Source organism: Mycobacterium sp. NPDC048908 (genome assembly GCF_043197955.1).
Classification (GTDB): Bacteria; Actinomycetota; Actinomycetes; order Mycobacteriales; family Mycobacteriaceae; genus Mycobacterium.
In genome coordinates this window covers 57,707-71,051 of the sequence record NZ_JBICUE010000015.1, presented here as the reverse complement: position 1 = coordinate 71,051, position 13,345 = coordinate 57,707, and the positions used below count along the sequence as shown (strand labels likewise).

The 13,345-nt window shown below is 65.0% G+C and carries 17 protein-coding genes; 6 read left to right on the top strand and 11 right to left on the bottom strand.

What is annotated here, in order from left to right; genetic code table 11:
- Genes ACGFK1_RS27600 through ACGFK1_RS27575 form a run of 6 tightly spaced genes read right to left on the bottom strand, consistent with a single transcriptional unit; the run spans nt 1 to nt 4,417 of the window.
- Nucleotides 1–276 carry an EF-Tu/IF-2/RF-3 family GTPase gene (locus ACGFK1_RS27600; protein ID WP_393437135.1) on the bottom strand — a complete coding sequence of 92 codons (276 nt, stop codon included), beginning with the start codon at nt 274–276 and terminating at the stop codon, nt 1–3.
- A gap of 28 nt (nt 277–304) precedes the next feature.
- A complete protein-coding gene (locus tag ACGFK1_RS27595; RefSeq protein WP_393437132.1) occupies nt 305–1,111 on the bottom strand; it encodes an SDR family oxidoreductase in 807 nt (268 codons plus the stop codon).
- A gap of 22 nt (nt 1,112–1,133) precedes the next feature.
- The gene (locus tag ACGFK1_RS27590) at nt 1,134–2,135 is read right to left on the bottom strand and encodes a hypothetical protein (protein WP_393437129.1); all 1,002 of its coding nucleotides are present in this window, start codon (nt 2,133–2,135) and stop codon (nt 1,134–1,136) included.
- Between the two features lie 10 nt (nt 2,136–2,145).
- Nucleotides 2,146–3,465 (bottom strand): Dyp-type peroxidase, encoded by a 1,320-nt coding sequence (locus ACGFK1_RS27585; protein WP_393437126.1) that lies wholly within the window; start codon nt 3,463–3,465, stop codon nt 2,146–2,148.
- 2 nt (nt 3,466–3,467) lie between these two features.
- Entirely contained in the window at nt 3,468–3,866 is a 399-nt protein-coding gene (locus ACGFK1_RS27580; RefSeq protein ID WP_393437123.1) for a YybH family protein, read from the bottom strand.
- Nucleotides 3,863–4,417: a hypothetical protein gene (locus tag ACGFK1_RS27575; RefSeq protein ID WP_393437120.1), complete on the bottom strand. Its 555-nt coding sequence runs from the start codon at nt 4,415–4,417 to the stop codon at nt 3,863–3,865. The genes ACGFK1_RS27580 and ACGFK1_RS27575 overlap by 4 nt, the downstream gene beginning before the upstream one ends.
- Before the next feature lie 278 nt (nt 4,418–4,695).
- On the opposite strand from ACGFK1_RS27575, the gene ACGFK1_RS27570 reads away from it, so the two are divergent.
- Both ACGFK1_RS27570 and ACGFK1_RS27565 read left to right on the top strand, forming a co-directional pair.
- On the top strand, nt 4,696–5,001 hold the full coding sequence (locus tag ACGFK1_RS27570) for a hypothetical protein (protein WP_393437117.1): 306 nt from the start codon (nt 4,696–4,698) through the stop codon (nt 4,999–5,001).
- A gap of 38 nt (nt 5,002–5,039) precedes the next feature.
- A complete protein-coding gene (locus ACGFK1_RS27565; RefSeq protein ID WP_393437115.1) occupies nt 5,040–5,387 on the top strand; it encodes a heme-binding protein in 348 nt (115 codons plus the stop codon).
- A gap of 39 nt (nt 5,388–5,426) precedes the next feature.
- Here ACGFK1_RS27565 and ACGFK1_RS27560 read toward each other — a convergent pair whose 3' ends face one another.
- The 3 genes from ACGFK1_RS27560 to lysE all read right to left on the bottom strand — a co-directional run bounded on the left by ACGFK1_RS27560 (nt 5,427) and on the right by lysE (nt 7,811).
- A complete protein-coding gene (locus ACGFK1_RS27560; protein WP_393437112.1) occupies nt 5,427–6,509 on the bottom strand; it encodes a hypothetical protein in 1,083 nt (360 codons plus the stop codon).
- A 76-nt stretch (nt 6,510–6,585) separates the two neighbouring features.
- A complete protein-coding gene (locus ACGFK1_RS27555; protein WP_393437110.1) occupies nt 6,586–7,185 on the bottom strand; it encodes a TetR family transcriptional regulator in 600 nt (199 codons plus the stop codon).
- A gap of 26 nt (nt 7,186–7,211) precedes the next feature.
- The gene (gene lysE / locus ACGFK1_RS27550; RefSeq protein WP_393437107.1) at nt 7,212–7,811 is read right to left on the bottom strand and encodes an L-lysine exporter; all 600 of its coding nucleotides are present in this window, start codon (nt 7,809–7,811) and stop codon (nt 7,212–7,214) included.
- A 71-nt stretch (nt 7,812–7,882) separates the two neighbouring features.
- Here lysE and ACGFK1_RS27545 point away from each other — a divergent pair, with 71 nt between their 5' ends.
- Both ACGFK1_RS27545 and ACGFK1_RS27540 read left to right on the top strand, forming a co-directional pair.
- On the top strand, nt 7,883–8,791 hold the full coding sequence (locus ACGFK1_RS27545; RefSeq protein ID WP_393437104.1) for a LysR family transcriptional regulator ArgP: 909 nt from the start codon (nt 7,883–7,885) through the stop codon (nt 8,789–8,791).
- Complete coding sequence (locus ACGFK1_RS27540; RefSeq protein ID WP_393437101.1) at nt 8,754–9,962, top strand: metallophosphoesterase; 1,209 nt, start codon at nt 8,754–8,756, stop codon at nt 9,960–9,962. The genes ACGFK1_RS27545 and ACGFK1_RS27540 overlap by 38 nt, the downstream gene beginning before the upstream one ends.
- Here the strand turns inward: ACGFK1_RS27540 and ACGFK1_RS27535 are convergent.
- Nucleotides 9,947–10,453, bottom strand: a complete 507-nt coding sequence (locus ACGFK1_RS27535; RefSeq protein WP_393437099.1) for a hypothetical protein — start codon at nt 10,451–10,453, stop codon at nt 9,947–9,949. The two genes, ACGFK1_RS27540 and ACGFK1_RS27535, sit on opposite strands and share 16 nt — an antisense overlap.
- A gap of 147 nt (nt 10,454–10,600) precedes the next feature.
- Here ACGFK1_RS27535 and ACGFK1_RS27530 point away from each other — a divergent pair, with 147 nt between their 5' ends.
- Nucleotides 10,601–11,218, top strand: a complete 618-nt coding sequence (locus tag ACGFK1_RS27530) for a TenA family protein (protein ID WP_393437097.1) — start codon at nt 10,601–10,603, stop codon at nt 11,216–11,218.
- Nucleotides 11,219–11,285: 67 nt separating this feature from the next.
- Entirely contained in the window at nt 11,286–12,701 is a 1,416-nt protein-coding gene (locus ACGFK1_RS27525) for a S1C family serine protease (protein WP_393437095.1), read from the top strand.
- On the opposite strand, the gene ACGFK1_RS27520 is transcribed toward ACGFK1_RS27525, so the two are convergent.
- Complete coding sequence (locus ACGFK1_RS27520) at nt 12,702–13,319, bottom strand: TetR/AcrR family transcriptional regulator (RefSeq protein WP_393437092.1); 618 nt, start codon at nt 13,317–13,319, stop codon at nt 12,702–12,704.
- Nucleotides 13,320–13,345: the final 26 nt, after the last annotated feature.

The following is a 13,345-nucleotide window of genomic DNA, read 5'->3' as shown; positions in this document are numbered from 1 at the left end:
TCAGATGAGGAAGGCCGACTCGCCGGCTGCGGTGAGCACCGAACCGCGGCCGATCTGCCCCTTGTCGACAGTCTTGAACAACACACCGATGTTGTCCCCTGCGCCGGCCGCATCGGTCGACTTGCGAAATATTTCGATGCCGTCGACACGCGCATCGATCTTGCCGTCGATCGCTACGGTGTCGCCTACCCGCAGCGTGCCGCTTTCCACCAGGCCCGTCGCGACGGTGCCGCGATTGCGGATGACGAACACGTCCTCGTCCGTCATGCGAAACATGTGAGGAGTGTGCCAGTTGCAGGCGAGCTCAGGAGTGCGAAAGTCGCTTGTTCACAAGCCGGGTCAGCCACGCAGGCGAGAACCGCGAACAAGCGACCATCGTTTTGGTCTGCGCGCCGACAGGAAAATGCACCTGGTGCAACGCCCGGCGTAGTCGGGACGGCGCGACCGCCTCGACGATCGCGTCGGCGACGTCCTGCGCGGTGAGCTTGATGCCGAGCGATTCGGTGGTGCCGGTCCTGATGTGGTCGGTCATCGCGGTCTGCACGTACAGCGGCCACATCGCGATCACCCGGATGCCGTGGCGCTGCCATTCGATGTCGAGCGCCTCGGTGATGCCGCGGACGAAGAACTTGGTGGCGCTGTAGTTGGCCAACTCGGCCTGACCGTAGATCGCCGACGCGGAGGCGAGGTTGACGACGACCGAGTCAGCGGTGTCGCGGAGGTACGGGAACGCGGCGTGTAGCCCGTTGAGGACGCCCTTGGTGTTGATGTCGATCTCCGCCAGATGTCTGCTGATGTCAATGTCCTCGAACCGGCCCGCCAGCAGGATGCCCGCGTTGTTGATCATCACATCGAGTCGACCGCCTACGGCTTCTGCGAATTCAGCGACGCGCTGGTCCATTTCGGCCGGGTCGGTGACGTCGAGATGTCCGACGACGGCGGTACCACCCAGCGCCTCGATCTCGTCGGCCAAGGCCTTCAGACCGACCTCGTCGAGGTCGTAGCCACCGACCGTGTAGCCGTTCTTGGCGAAGGTCAGTGCGGTCGCACGGCCGATGCCTGCGGCGGCTCCGGTGATGAAGACAGATCTGCTGGGTGTCCTATTGGGCATGAGTCATGATTGCCCATCGGCGTCACTTCATGGTGGCCAGGTTCCGCCACAGGTTCTTGAGGCTGTCGGTGCCGCCGAACAGCGTGGTGAAGTGTGTCGAGTCGATGAGCACGATGTCGCCCGCGCGCTGGTCGCCCGGTGGCATCCAGATCAGCGCGTTGAACTCCGTGTTGCCTGCCTCGGTGAACGGATGTGGCCGGTTGGGGTCGACGCGCTGACGGCCAAGGACGTGCACGCCCTCGCCCTCCGGCACGGTGAGCTCGTAATGCGGCAGATGCGGGTGGAAGTTGAATGTGCTGACGTTGTCGAGCAGTCGCGGCGTATCGAGGTCACGGAAACCGGTCAGCGGCGCGATCTCCTTGGTGGCCTCGACGACCGCCGGCCGCAGTCCCCAGATGTTGTGCACGGGCACGTCGAGCGCCTTCATCAGCGACCGGGTGTACTGGCCGAACCTCTGCTGGCGCGGAACAAGGCGGTCACCGTGGTGTTCGTACTCCATCTGTTGCTGTGCGGGATCCTCGGTGAAGCCCACATCGTGGTGCGGCGCCAGCAGCAGGCAGGTGCCTTCCCTCTTGAGCCACTCGGTGATCGCGGCGATCTCCTCGGGCGCAGCCTCCTGTTCGGAGAGCAGGTGGTCGAGCCCGAACACCATCAGCGTGTCCGTGTCGGCGAGGATGCGTTCGTCGATCGGCAATTTGTACCCGGCCTGGTCGATGCGCTGGAAGACGGCGACCGGGTGGCCGGTGGCTTCCTCGGCCAACTCCTGAAAGGCCAACGCGGAGCGGTGGAACAGTTCCAGCGTTCCGGCGATGCCTTGTAGAAAGTTCGCCGCGTCATACTCCGGTGTCTCATAGGAGGGCCACAGGACGTTTCGGACTTCGGTCATGGTGGAGAAGCGGTTGTAGATGACGGCCGGATCCCGTTGGGACTCCCAGGGGTAACTCCACGTCCAGTAGATGCTGATGCGCCGCCGACCATCATGATTGCGTGCGATGTGGCTTTGGTTGTAGGTGCGTGCCCGCATGATGGTCCTTCTATCTGCCGAGCGAGGCGAGGTAGTGAATGGCGTTGATGCCGGGCAGGAAGAAGTATGCGCCGCCGGTGAGCGTGGTGAACGCCGGAATCCCCTTGTGCACCTTCCGGATCGGACGCTTGGGGACGGTGAAGTCCAGCGAGCCGTCCTGGGTTCCGGAGATCGGGTCGTGCTCGTTGCCTAGCTCGTGGAACGCCTTGTCGTTGATCCACACGTTCTGCGCGAACTCGAACTGGCGGACCAGGTCGGCGCAGATGATGAACGCGGCGATGCCGCGGTCGATTCCGTCGTCGGGTGCACCCTCTGGCAGGGCGGGGCCGTAGGTGGCGCCGCGCCTGATCATCCGCCGCCGGTTCATGTAGTGGGCGGTATCGCGTGGATTGAGCCTGCGCGCGTGGGACCCGAGCGGGCATGCGTAGCCGAACGGATCCATCTCCTTGTAGTTGTAGTCGTTGTTGCGCATCGGGTCTGCACCCAACTCCGGATCGTCCTTGTCCGGGGCGAGCACCAGCGGCGCACCGCTTCGCCAGCGGCCCATGAACTTCGCGGCAAGCAGTTCCTGTTGCTCCGGGGTTTCGGCATTCTCACGCAGGTAGTCCCTGAACGTCGCGACGTGCTCCTGCAGCCGGCGGTACGCCATGTAGCTGCCGTTGCGCGACAACACGTCTGGCTCGGGTAGGTTCGTCACGGGCCCGTTTTCGTCGGGATAGCCGAGGATGAACTCGCCGGGCTCGAGCGGATCCCCGGAGCCCGGCGTGGGTTCTTCGCCGGAGCCCTTCATGACCGGCTGCGATAGCCGGTCGCGGAAGCCGAAGTGATCGTGGGCGTAGTTGAACGGCGGCGTGGCATTGAGGTCGAGGTACGACAGCGACCGCACGCCGTCGGTCCGCGCCAGCAGTTTGTCGTGTTCGGCGATGGACCGCCTGCACTGCTCGTCGGTGCGCGAGAACAAGATCGCGATCGCATGCAGGTCGTCACCGGCAAGGCCGCCGACCCAGTGTTCGGGTGCGGCCGGCCCGGTATCGCCAAGGATGCCGGCGCGGGCCGCCATTCCTTCACGGAACTCGTCGGGGAAGGTTGCCAGCGACTCCTCGGACACGCCGAGCGCCCGCAGACCATTCCATGTGAACGCCAACGTCACCCACCGGTCCGAACTGTCCATCGTGGCCTGCACATCTGCCGCCGACTGGACCTTGTCCAGCAATTCGGAGAGCCACGCGCGACCTCCTTCCGGCGTATCGAACGTCAGGAACTCGTAACGTCCGGTGATGGCCGGTGTGCGGGTCAACAGGATGTGTTGAATGTCGTCGAACTCGAGCACTGCTACTGTTTGCCCTTCGTCCACGCCCACGCCGCGATGCGCCAACCGTCGGACCGTTGGTGAAGGGCGACCGTGAAAACAGCGCCGGTCTGGGTGACCTTCTCGCCGCCGACGGTGAAAGTCATGGTCGCGGGCACCGCCACATACGCGCTGTCGCCGGTGATGTTCGCATGTAGCGGCTCGCCGAGGTCCACGAAATAGCCTGAATCACCGTGAAGTTCGCCTTCGGTAAGCACATCTCGGTACCAGTCTGTTGCAGCCGTCGGTCCCTGCCACACGTGTGGCGGCATGCCGTCGAGGATCGATCCTGGGACGGCGAACGTCGCTTCCATCACATCGGCGTCGCCGTTGTTGAAGCCGTTGATGTACTGCTCGATGGCTTCGAGCGGAGTGGAAGTCATTGCATTTGATCGAGCATCGTCGAGAAGGCGGCCTTGAGTCTGAGCGCCTTTTTGATCTCGTCGGCGGTGACGTAAGGGTATTCGCCGTACTCCAGGAAGCTCGGAACTTGGTGCTCGCGAACGAATTTGATGAACGCCTCCGGGTTCTCTTTCCAATCTTCGGGGAAGCCCTCGAGGTTGGTGAACACGGTCGTGATTCCGGTGGCGCTGAAAAGCTGTACCGCGTCTTCGGTGTACTTGTCGAAGTCGGTATCGAAGATGCCTTGATATTGGAAGTGCAGGCCGGATCCGACGTCGAAGAGCACCCAGCGCAGATAATGTAGGCGAAGCGGCGCCAACGCCTCTGGACTCGCCGCAATGGTGTCCTCGATCGTCTTGCCGTATGCCCGGACGGCCTCTTCCCGGCCCTCCTTGACCTTGGCGATGATCGAGAAGCCGTGACAGGCGGGCGTGCGCGGAAAAATCGGCCCGTACCGACCCCGCTCGAGTTCGAAATATCCCTCCTTCGGGATCGCCATTGCGGCGGGTTTCGTCCAATCTTGATCCGGCATTCCGTACGCCCCTATTTCAGCGGTCCGATGCCGTGAACGTACACCCGCTACCAGCGAGCGGTGATTGATTCGGGCAGACGAAGGGCGAATGCGAGTTGTCCGCCCAGCAATCCAAGTAGACGATCGTGATGTTGTCCGGAACAACAGAACTCGATCATGAAATTCTGCATAACCCAACGCACCGCAACGGTTCGATTTACGCTTCGCTCATAACGATCCAGCGCGTCGTCGGGGGGGTTCACCTTGGCGAGCCACTCACGTATAGGAGGGGAGTAGCCGTGCGAAGAAGCCAGCGCTACCTGATTCTGGGACTGACAGCGGCGGCGGTCCCCTTCGGCATTGTCACTGCCGGACCGGCGTCGGCGGATTGCACCAATGCCGGCAATGCGACGGTGTGTGCGCAGGGCACCGTTCGCGGCGGCGGTCCGGATGCGCCGTCGGCGGGTCCGTCCTACCCGTCCTACTGTGCCGACCCGTGGTACTGCGACGACGGCTGGGATGTCGATGTCATCCTGCCTCCGATCCGCCCCGGCCGTCCTGGCGGCGGTGGCGGCATTGGCGGTGGCGGAATCGGTCCACGTTGAGAAATTGCCCAATCATCCACGAAAACAAGGAGTTTGACATGTTCATCCGCAGCTTGATCGGCGCTGGCGTGATCGCCGGTGCGACGCTCATTGGTACCGCGGCAACCGCGGCGGCCGATCCACCCAACTGCACCGCGGCCGACCTGGCTGGGGTGATGTCCGGGGTGAACGCAGGGATGTCCTCCTACCTGTTCAGCCATCCGGACGTGAACGCGTTCTTCACCGGACTCAAAGGCAAGCCCAGGGAAGAAATGCGGACCGAGATCACCAACTACTTCGACGGCAACCCACAGGTGGCCGACGAGATCAGAGCGGTCAGGCAGCCCGCGTCAGACTTCCGTGACCGCTGCAACGCGCCTCTGCCGGACGGCGGACCGATGGGGTAGGCCGGCAGAGATCGGGCCACTAGCCGCCGGGCGCAAGCGTCACTTGTGCTCGGCGGCTTCGGCCTGCGAGTCCTTGTCGGCCTTCTTGCTGCCCGCCTTTCTAGGCTCCTGTTCGGGTGAGTCGCCGCTCTTCTTTCCACCCTCGGCCTTCGGCGAGTTCGTCGTTTCTCGATCGGTCTTGTGCGCAGTGGGCGGCGCGCCGTCCACTGCGGTCAACTCACGCTTGCTCTTCTTCGCTTCGGGCGTGCCACCCGTTGACTCTGGCTCCGTTTGATCCCCGACCGATTTCGCTGCCTCGATTGACGACCGTTTGGGTGCCGCTGTGTCGAAGCTGCTCACGGGGACCATTGCCGCCTTGTTCGACAGATCCGGGACGTCCGTCACCTCAGCGCTGAATGCCGTCGCGGAGGCCGCCGGCTTGGCAGCCAACGCTGTCGCAATTGTTTTCTGCGCGAACACGATTGCATCGACGATGTCCTGGCCGCCGTCGACCAGTGAGCCGGCAATCAGCTGGGTGCCGCCGACCAAGGCATTGACCAGGTTGCCCAGATTGGGCGGCAGCAGCGCGTCCACCACACTCTGCCCCGCGATGATCGACGAGCGCAGGACGCCGTCCACCGCCGCGAAGACGCCGGTGCCCAGCCCGATGAGCGCGGCAGGGACGGCTTCCTGCATCGCCTCGCTCACCGCAAGCACGCGTTGGCGCCGTTCGATGATCGCGGCCAACGTCGGTCCGCCAACGGCGACAAGGCTTCCGACCAAATATGTTTCGAAGGTGGTGAGGGCGGCGAGCAGGTCACCCGAGAGCACCTGTTGAGTGGCGGTAACCAACGTCGAGGGAATCGCGGCAAGCGACTGTCCCAACCCCGCTGCGGATCGGGCCAATCCGATGCCGAGCGTCGCGAGGTCGTCGATCTGGTTGACCACCCACTGCCGGAAGGCGGGAAAAGTGAAGATGTCGACGACCGATGCCGTCAGTTGCACCTGCGGCATTGGTAGTTCGGAAAGGTGGATCTGCGGCGTCGGCGCCTCCGGAGGCGCCGCGACGGGCGTCGCCGCGATGACACCAGCCCCCAACAGCGCGACTCCGGCTGTCGCCAACGGACGAACAGCTGTATGCATGACAAGCCCCCTGCCAGTTGTTACCCGGCAGAACCGTACCCTGACAGCGACGTCAATTATTTGCGAATGACACTACTCACTCGACGTGGGCGGATTCCAACGGCATACCGGCTTCCATGAAGTCCAATGCCCGGTACAGCCGTTCGGCTACCCCTGACGCCTGGTCGATGACAGCCATCAGTCCGCCCGCCAACGCCCCGACGAACACGCGCACTTCGAAGTCGTCGGGCTTGCGCCCGGTCCGGCGGCAGTCGGCTTCGGTGAGCGCCTCGACGGTGCGGCGGTACACGTCGAACTGGGTGGCCCTGAGTTCGGGAATCGACAGCACCATCCGAAGTCGCGTCCGCTCGAACCGCCACTCGTGCTCCGACAGCGTCGTCATCGTGATCTCTAAAGCGCGGCGGAAGGCTTGTAACGACGGAAGTTCGGGGGACTGCTTTTCGAGAGCCTCGATGGTGACCTGGTCCAGGTCGTTGGCCATCAGCACCATCTCCTTGGACGGGAAGTACCGAAAAAAGGTGCTGGGCGAGACCTCGGCGGCGTCCGCGATTTGTTCGATCGTCGTGTTGGTGTAGCCGTTCTCCTCGATCAACCGCATGGCTTCACGGCGAATGGTCTCGCGAGTCTTGATCTTCTTGCGATCCCGTAAACCAAGGATCTGGCCGCTGACCCCCATGGGGCCATTGTGTCGATGCCAAAGTGTTAGGACAAGGCCAACGACGCCCCGAGTCCGATCATCATCACCGCGATCAGGCCATCGAGGATGCGCCACGTCAGCGGGGTGGCGAACAGGCCGGCCAACCGTCGCGCGCCGAAGCCGAGGCTGACGAACCAGACCGCGCTGGCGGTGACCGCGCCCACGCCGAACAGCCAGCGTCCGTTCTGATGTTCGTTGGCCAACGTGCCGAGCAGCACCACGGTATCGAGGTAAACGTGCGGGTTCAGGAAGGTCATCGCCGCGCAGGTGAGCAGCACGTCGAGTAACCGCGCAGGTGCGGCCTCCGCGGGCGTCAGCGTCGACGGTCGCAAGGCGCGTCGCGCGGCCAACAGGCCGTAGCCGGCGAGGAACAACGCGCCGCCGACCTTGGCGATGGTCAGTGCACTCGGGTGAGCGGTGATCAGTGCCCCGACGCCTGCGATGCCTGCGGTGATCAACACGATGTCAGACAGCGTGCAGAGCGCCACCACAGGCACCACGTGCTCGCGACGGATGCCCTGGCGCAGCACAAACGCGTTTTGCGCACCGATCGCGGCGATCAGCGTGAACGAGGCGACGAAACCGACGATCAGTGGCGAGCTCACGTATCCGAAAGTAAGAGCCCGACTGCCATCAGTCCAGCTAATGATTCTTGAGATGCATTAGAATCTCTAATATGACGCTGGACGGCCAGCAGCTGGCCGCTTTTGCCGCAGTGGTGGAGTTGGGCAGTTTCGACGCGGCCGCCGAGCGGTTACATGTGACACCGTCGGCGGTCAGTCAGCGGATCAAGGCACTCGAGCAGCGGGTGGGCCAGGTGCTGGTGGTCCGCGAGAAGCCGTGCACGGCAACGGCGGCGGGTGCGCCGCTGGTGCGGTTGGCCGCGCAGATGGCGTTGTTGGAGGGCGAAGCGCTGGCCGAGATAAGCGGCAGGCACGGTGCGGCGCCTCGGATCGCGTTGGCGGTCAACGCCGATTCGATGGCGACCTGGTTCACCGACGTGTTCGCATCGATCGGTGAGGTGCTGTTCGACGTTCGTATCGAGGACCAGGACCACTCGACACGGCTGTTGCGGGAGGGCCTGGTGATGGGCGCGGTGACCACCGAACACCATCCGGTGCCGGGATGTCGGGTACACGCGTTGGGCGTCATGCGCTATCTGCCGGTGGCCAGCCGGGCGTACAAGAACCGCTACCTGGCCAACGGATTCACCGCCCACGCGGTGGCGGCGGCGCCGTCGCTGGCGTGGAATCGCGCCGACGCGTTGCAGGACATGTTGGTGCGCAGGGTTTTTCGTCGAGACATCCAGCGGCCGCTGCATTACGTGCCCACGGCGGAGGGGTTTGGTGCTGCGGTGCGTGCTGGGCTCGGGTGGGGCATGTTCCCGGACTCGCTCGCCGAACCCCTGTTACGTGACGGGTCCTTCGTCCGGGTGGCCGAAGCGCATCTCGACGTGCCGCTGTACTGGCAGTGCTGGAAACTCGACAGCCCGATCGTCGCCCGCATCACCGACGCCGTGCTTTCGGCGGCCGGTAACGTCGCTGATGATGACAGACAATCCGGCGGACGTCGTCGAATCCGTTGACCGACCGCGGCGGCACTGGCGGCGCTGGGCCGTCGTCACGTGTGTCTTGTTGCTGCTGTTCGGCGTGCCATGGTGGACGCTGTTGGCACCCGGTGCGGCCTGGCCGGTTCCAGTCTTCATCGGCGGCACAACGGCTTTCGTGATAGCGCTGGCGGCGTTGCCGGTGCTGATGGCGCTGGGGCACGGTCACAGGCACCTCGACTGGGCTGCCGCCGCGGGCGACGTTCTGCTGGGCGCGGTGTGGGTGCTGTTCGCGTGGTCGGTGCTCGGCCAACTGGCGCGACTGGCGTTGCTGGTCGCCGGCGTCGACAATCCGCTGCGCTCTCGGGCCGTCGCGGCCGCGGTCGTGGCGATGGCGGTGGCGCTTCTCATCTGGGGTTATCTGGAAGCCATGCGGGTCCCACGCGTCAAACGCGTCGACGTGACCATCGCGCGGCTCGGAGCCGGTCTTGACGGCCTGCGGGTGGCGCTGATCACCGACACGCACTACGGGCCAATCAACCGCTCGCGGTGGTCGGCGGCGGTGGCGGCGCGCGTGAACAGTCTGGCGCCCGATGTCGTGGGCCACCTCGGCGACGTCGCTGACGGCACCGTCGAGGTGCGGGAGCCGCAGGCGAGTCCGCTGGCTTCGGTACGGGCCACCGCAGCCCGCGTGTACGTGACGGGCAACCACGAGTACTTCAGCGAAGCCCAAGGCTGGCTGGAGTACATGGAGCGCATCGGGTGGACCGCGCTGCACAACCGGCACGTCGTCGTCGAGCGCGGCGGTGACCGACTGATCGTCGCAGGCGTCGACGATGCCACCGCCAAGGCGTCCGGCGTGCGCGGCCACGGCGCCGATCTCGGCGAAGCGCTGGCCGGGACAGACCGCGCACTGCCGGTGCTACTGCTGGCGCACCAACCGAAGCAAGTTGGGCACGCCGCCCTGGCCGGAGTCGACCTTCAGGTGTCGGGCCACACCCACGGCGGGCAGATCTGGCCCTTCCACTTCCTCGTCCGCCTGGAGCAACCCGTGGTGGCCGGTCTCAGCAGGCACGGCGAACGGACCCAGCTCTACACGAGCCGGGGGACAGGATTCTGGGGTCCGCCTTTTCGCGTGTTCGCGCCGAGCGAGATCACCCTGCTGACCCTCCGGTCGGGCGGGATCGCGGGCGCTCAGGCCGCGGACTGACGGCCTCGACGATGCACATCCGGCGAAACCAACTCGGTTGCGTTGCGACGCAAGGGCTTTACTTCCGCCGCGGCGCTGAGCGCGCGGTTGCGTTGTTGGCGGCGGTCCTCACGGGCGAAGCGGCGGTTGAGGATTCGCTCCTCACGGCGCGTCAAGGAGCGGCCTCGTTGGGCCAATAGGTCCAGCTGTTGCCAACTGAGCCCGTCGAGGTCGCCGTCCGAATCATGGGTGGCGACGACGACGTGGCCGCGCAGCAGCGGGACCGACTTCGCCGTGAACGATGTGGTGGCGAGCAGCAGCTCGGTGGCGATCCGGTTGGCGCGGCGCTGGCAGCGACGGGTAGAGGAGGTGAACCAGAAGTCGAACTGTCGATCCGCGCTGGTCAGGCACTGCAAACCATGGTTGTTGACAAGCTGGGCGATATCCGCGGCGGTGTACGCGCGGGTTTCATAAGCGGCGCCGCTGGGGCTGAAGTACAGGACAGTGTTCATACGGGTGTTCCATTCATCTCTTTCTTCGCTGTGGACGGTGGTGTGCCACTACACCACTGGTACCAGAGTTACCCATGTGACAACTGAGACAAACCTGAATAACAATCAAGAAACAGCTGGTTTGACCATTGAGGAGAAGGGAGACCGATGAGGCTTTCTGAACAACTGTGGGCCGCCAACGACGACGTGACGGCCGACGTGCTTGCGCATCCGTTCGTCCGCGGCATCGGCGACGGCACACTGCCGCGGCCACTATTTGCGGGTTACGTCGCTCAAGACGCGTTCTTCCTCGAATCGTTCGCCCGCGCATACGCCATGGCTCTGGTCCGCAGCCAGGACACCTCGACGCTGCTGACCCTGGCCGATCTGCTCACCGGGGTTCGGCAAGAACTCGGACTGCACTCCTCCTACGCCGCCGCGTGGGGTATCGACATGGCAGGCGTTACGCCGCGGCCCGCGACGCTCGCGTACACGGAGTTCCTGCTTGCCACCGCAGCCACCCGAGGATCGGACGAGATCTTCGCGGCGATGACCCCGTGTATGCGGTTGTACGCGTGGCTCGGGTCGTCGTTGGACGCCAGCGCGGCGGGTCCGTACGCCGAGTGGGTCTCGACCTACGCCGACCCCGCGTTCGACGACATCGCGCGCTCGTTGGAAGACCTGCTCGACGAGCAGGCCGACACCCCCGCCGTGCGCGCCGCCTACCGCCGAGCCATGCAACTGGAACTGGCGTTCTTCGAGGCGGCGTTCGCACCAGAGAGCTGACGCCTGGCTCCGGTACGTTTGTAGCCAGTTCAGCTGTGATGTGCAGCGCCAGGAAAGAGTGAAACCCGTGACGAACCGCGACCAGCCCAGCGGCGACAAGTCGCCGCACCCTGTCTCGCGGCCAGCGGTCGATGCCTCCACGCAGCGCGCGTTCGGCAGGCCCGACGGCGTCGACAGTGCATTCCTGGCTACCGACGACCGCGATCAGGGCGAGTACACGCCGACCAATCAGCCACCCCAGCCGGTGCTGGCCGAAGCGTTCGGCCCGTCGTTGACCGCCGACCCCACCGATGACGAGCCGGGTCGGCCGGGCGACCCGGTGCCTGAACCCGTCGCCGCGCAAGCACCGCCCGCTCCGGCACCGCCATCGGTCGCGACGCAGAAGCTCGGCGTCCGCGACATTCTGTTCGGCGGCAGGGTGTCGCGGCCCGCGCTGGTTATGCTGGCCGTCGTCGCGCTACTGATCGGGCTCGTCGGCGGCTGGATGGGCCGCAAGACCGCGGAGGTCATCGAGGCCTTCACCATCCCGAAGACCACCCTCAACACCACCGACACCGACCACCTGCCTGCCGGGCAGATGGCCAAAGTCGCTGCCGCGGTGGCTGATTCGGTGGTGACGATCCAGGCCATCAGCGATACCGAAGGCTCTCAAGGCTCAGGAGTGGTCGTCGATGGCCGTGGCTACATCATCACCAACAACCACGTGATCTCGGAGGCGGCGGCCAGTCCGGACAAGTTCAAGTTGTCGGTGATCTTCAACGACGGCAAACAGGCGCCTGCCAACCTCGTCGGGCGCGACCCCGAAACCGACCTCGCGGTGATCAAGGTCGACAACGTCGACAAGCTGTCGGTGGCGCGTCTTGGCGATTCCGACAAGCTCCGCGTCGGTGACCAGGTGATGGCCGCCGGTGCGCCGCTCGGCCTGCGCAGCACCGACACCCAGGGCATCATCAGCGCCTTGCACAGGGCGATACCGCTGTCAGGTGAGGGGTCCGACACCAAGACGGTCATCGACGCCGTGCAGACCGACGCGTCGATCAACCACGGCAACTCGGGCGGCCCGTTGGTCAACATGAACTCCGAAGTGATCGGCATCAACACGGCCAGCAAGTCGCTGTCCGACAGTGCCAGCGGCCTCGGCTTCGCGATCCCGATCAACGAGGTGAAGTTCGTCATCGAGACGCTGATCCGGGACGGCAAGATCGCGCATGCGACGCTGGGCGTCAGCGCCGAGTCGGTCAATGACAGCGGAACCGGCGGCGCCAGGGTGACCAAGGTGAACCCGAACAGCCCGGCGCAACGTGCCGGCCTCGCGGAAAAGGACGTCATCGTCAAGATCGGTGATCGCAAGATCAACAATCTCGATGAGCTCACCGTCGGGGTGCGGCAACTCAAGGTCGGTCAGGACGCTCCCATCGACGTTCTGCGCGACGGCAAGACCGTCACGCTGACCATCAAGCCCGACGCCAAGAAGTCGTCGTAGTCACCGCTGCAGGAGCGCGACGGACATCGCATCCAGCGAGCGCAGCAGACGCTTGTGGCTGTACTCGGTGGGCGATACCAGCAGCAGTCGTCCCGATTCCCACAGCGCGGCCACCAGGTGATGGGCCAACAGGTCCAGGTCGGCCTGTCTACCGCCGGGGCGTGACTTATGCAGGGCCCCTTCGAAATCCGCCACCATGCGAGCACGGGTCCTGGCGATGCTTCTGCTCAGCGTCGGGGTCCAACTCGGGGCGATCATGAAAATCGACCGCCAGCGTTGCGGCGCCTCGGCCACCGCGTTGAGGTAGGTGTCGAACAGGCGGTGAAACGCCTCGATGGTGTCCTCACCCGCGGCGGGCATGGCGTCCAGAATCTGCGCCAGCGCGCGCTGCTCCTCGCGGTCCAGGCAGGCGCGCAGCATCTCGTTGGCGTCGGTGAACTGGCCGTACACCACCGGCCTTGTCACCCCGGCGCGCCGCGCAACCGCATCCATGCTGACAGCGCCGACGCCATCGGTGTCGATGACGTCGAGCACGATGTCCAGCAGTTGTTCGCGTCGCTGCTCCGGGGACAGCCGGGGTGCGTAGGGACGGTTGCGCCGTTGCGCGGTCTCGGCCATCCGCACCTCCTTGACAGTCGCCGCAC

Bases quoted from the DNA above. Each gene is read 5' to 3' on its own strand.
- ACGFK1_RS27600 (WP_393437135.1), bottom strand. From the start codon at position 276: ATGTTTCGCATGACGGACGAGGACGTGTTCGTCATCCGCAATCGCGGC.
- ACGFK1_RS27595 (WP_393437132.1), bottom strand. From the start codon at position 1,111: ATGCCCAATAGGACACCCAGCAGATCTGTCTTCATCACCGGAGCCGCC.
- ACGFK1_RS27560 (WP_393437112.1), bottom strand. From the start codon at position 6,509: ATGCATACAGCTGTTCGTCCGTTGGCGACAGCCGGAGTCGCGCTGTTG.
- ACGFK1_RS27580 (WP_393437123.1), bottom strand. From the start codon at position 3,866: ATGACTTCCACTCCGCTCGAAGCCATCGAGCAGTACATCAACGGCTTC.
- ACGFK1_RS27520 (WP_393437092.1), bottom strand. From the start codon at position 13,319: ATGGCCGAGACCGCGCAACGGCGCAACCGTCCCTACGCACCCCGGCTG.
- ACGFK1_RS27540 (WP_393437101.1), top strand. From the start codon at position 8,754: ATGACAGACAATCCGGCGGACGTCGTCGAATCCGTTGACCGACCGCGG.
- ACGFK1_RS27530 (WP_393437097.1), top strand. From the start codon at position 10,601: ATGAGGCTTTCTGAACAACTGTGGGCCGCCAACGACGACGTGACGGCC.
- ACGFK1_RS27545 (WP_393437104.1), top strand. From the start codon at position 7,883: ATGACGCTGGACGGCCAGCAGCTGGCCGCTTTTGCCGCAGTGGTGGAG.
- ACGFK1_RS27535 (WP_393437099.1), bottom strand. From the start codon at position 10,453: ATGAACACTGTCCTGTACTTCAGCCCCAGCGGCGCCGCTTATGAAACC.
- ACGFK1_RS27575 (WP_393437120.1), bottom strand. From the start codon at position 4,417: ATGCCGGATCAAGATTGGACGAAACCCGCCGCAATGGCGATCCCGAAG.
- ACGFK1_RS27565 (WP_393437115.1), top strand. From the start codon at position 5,040: ATGTTCATCCGCAGCTTGATCGGCGCTGGCGTGATCGCCGGTGCGACG.
- ACGFK1_RS27555 (WP_393437110.1), bottom strand. From the start codon at position 7,185: ATGGGGGTCAGCGGCCAGATCCTTGGTTTACGGGATCGCAAGAAGATC.
- ACGFK1_RS27590 (WP_393437129.1), bottom strand. From the start codon at position 2,135: ATGCGGGCACGCACCTACAACCAAAGCCACATCGCACGCAATCATGAT.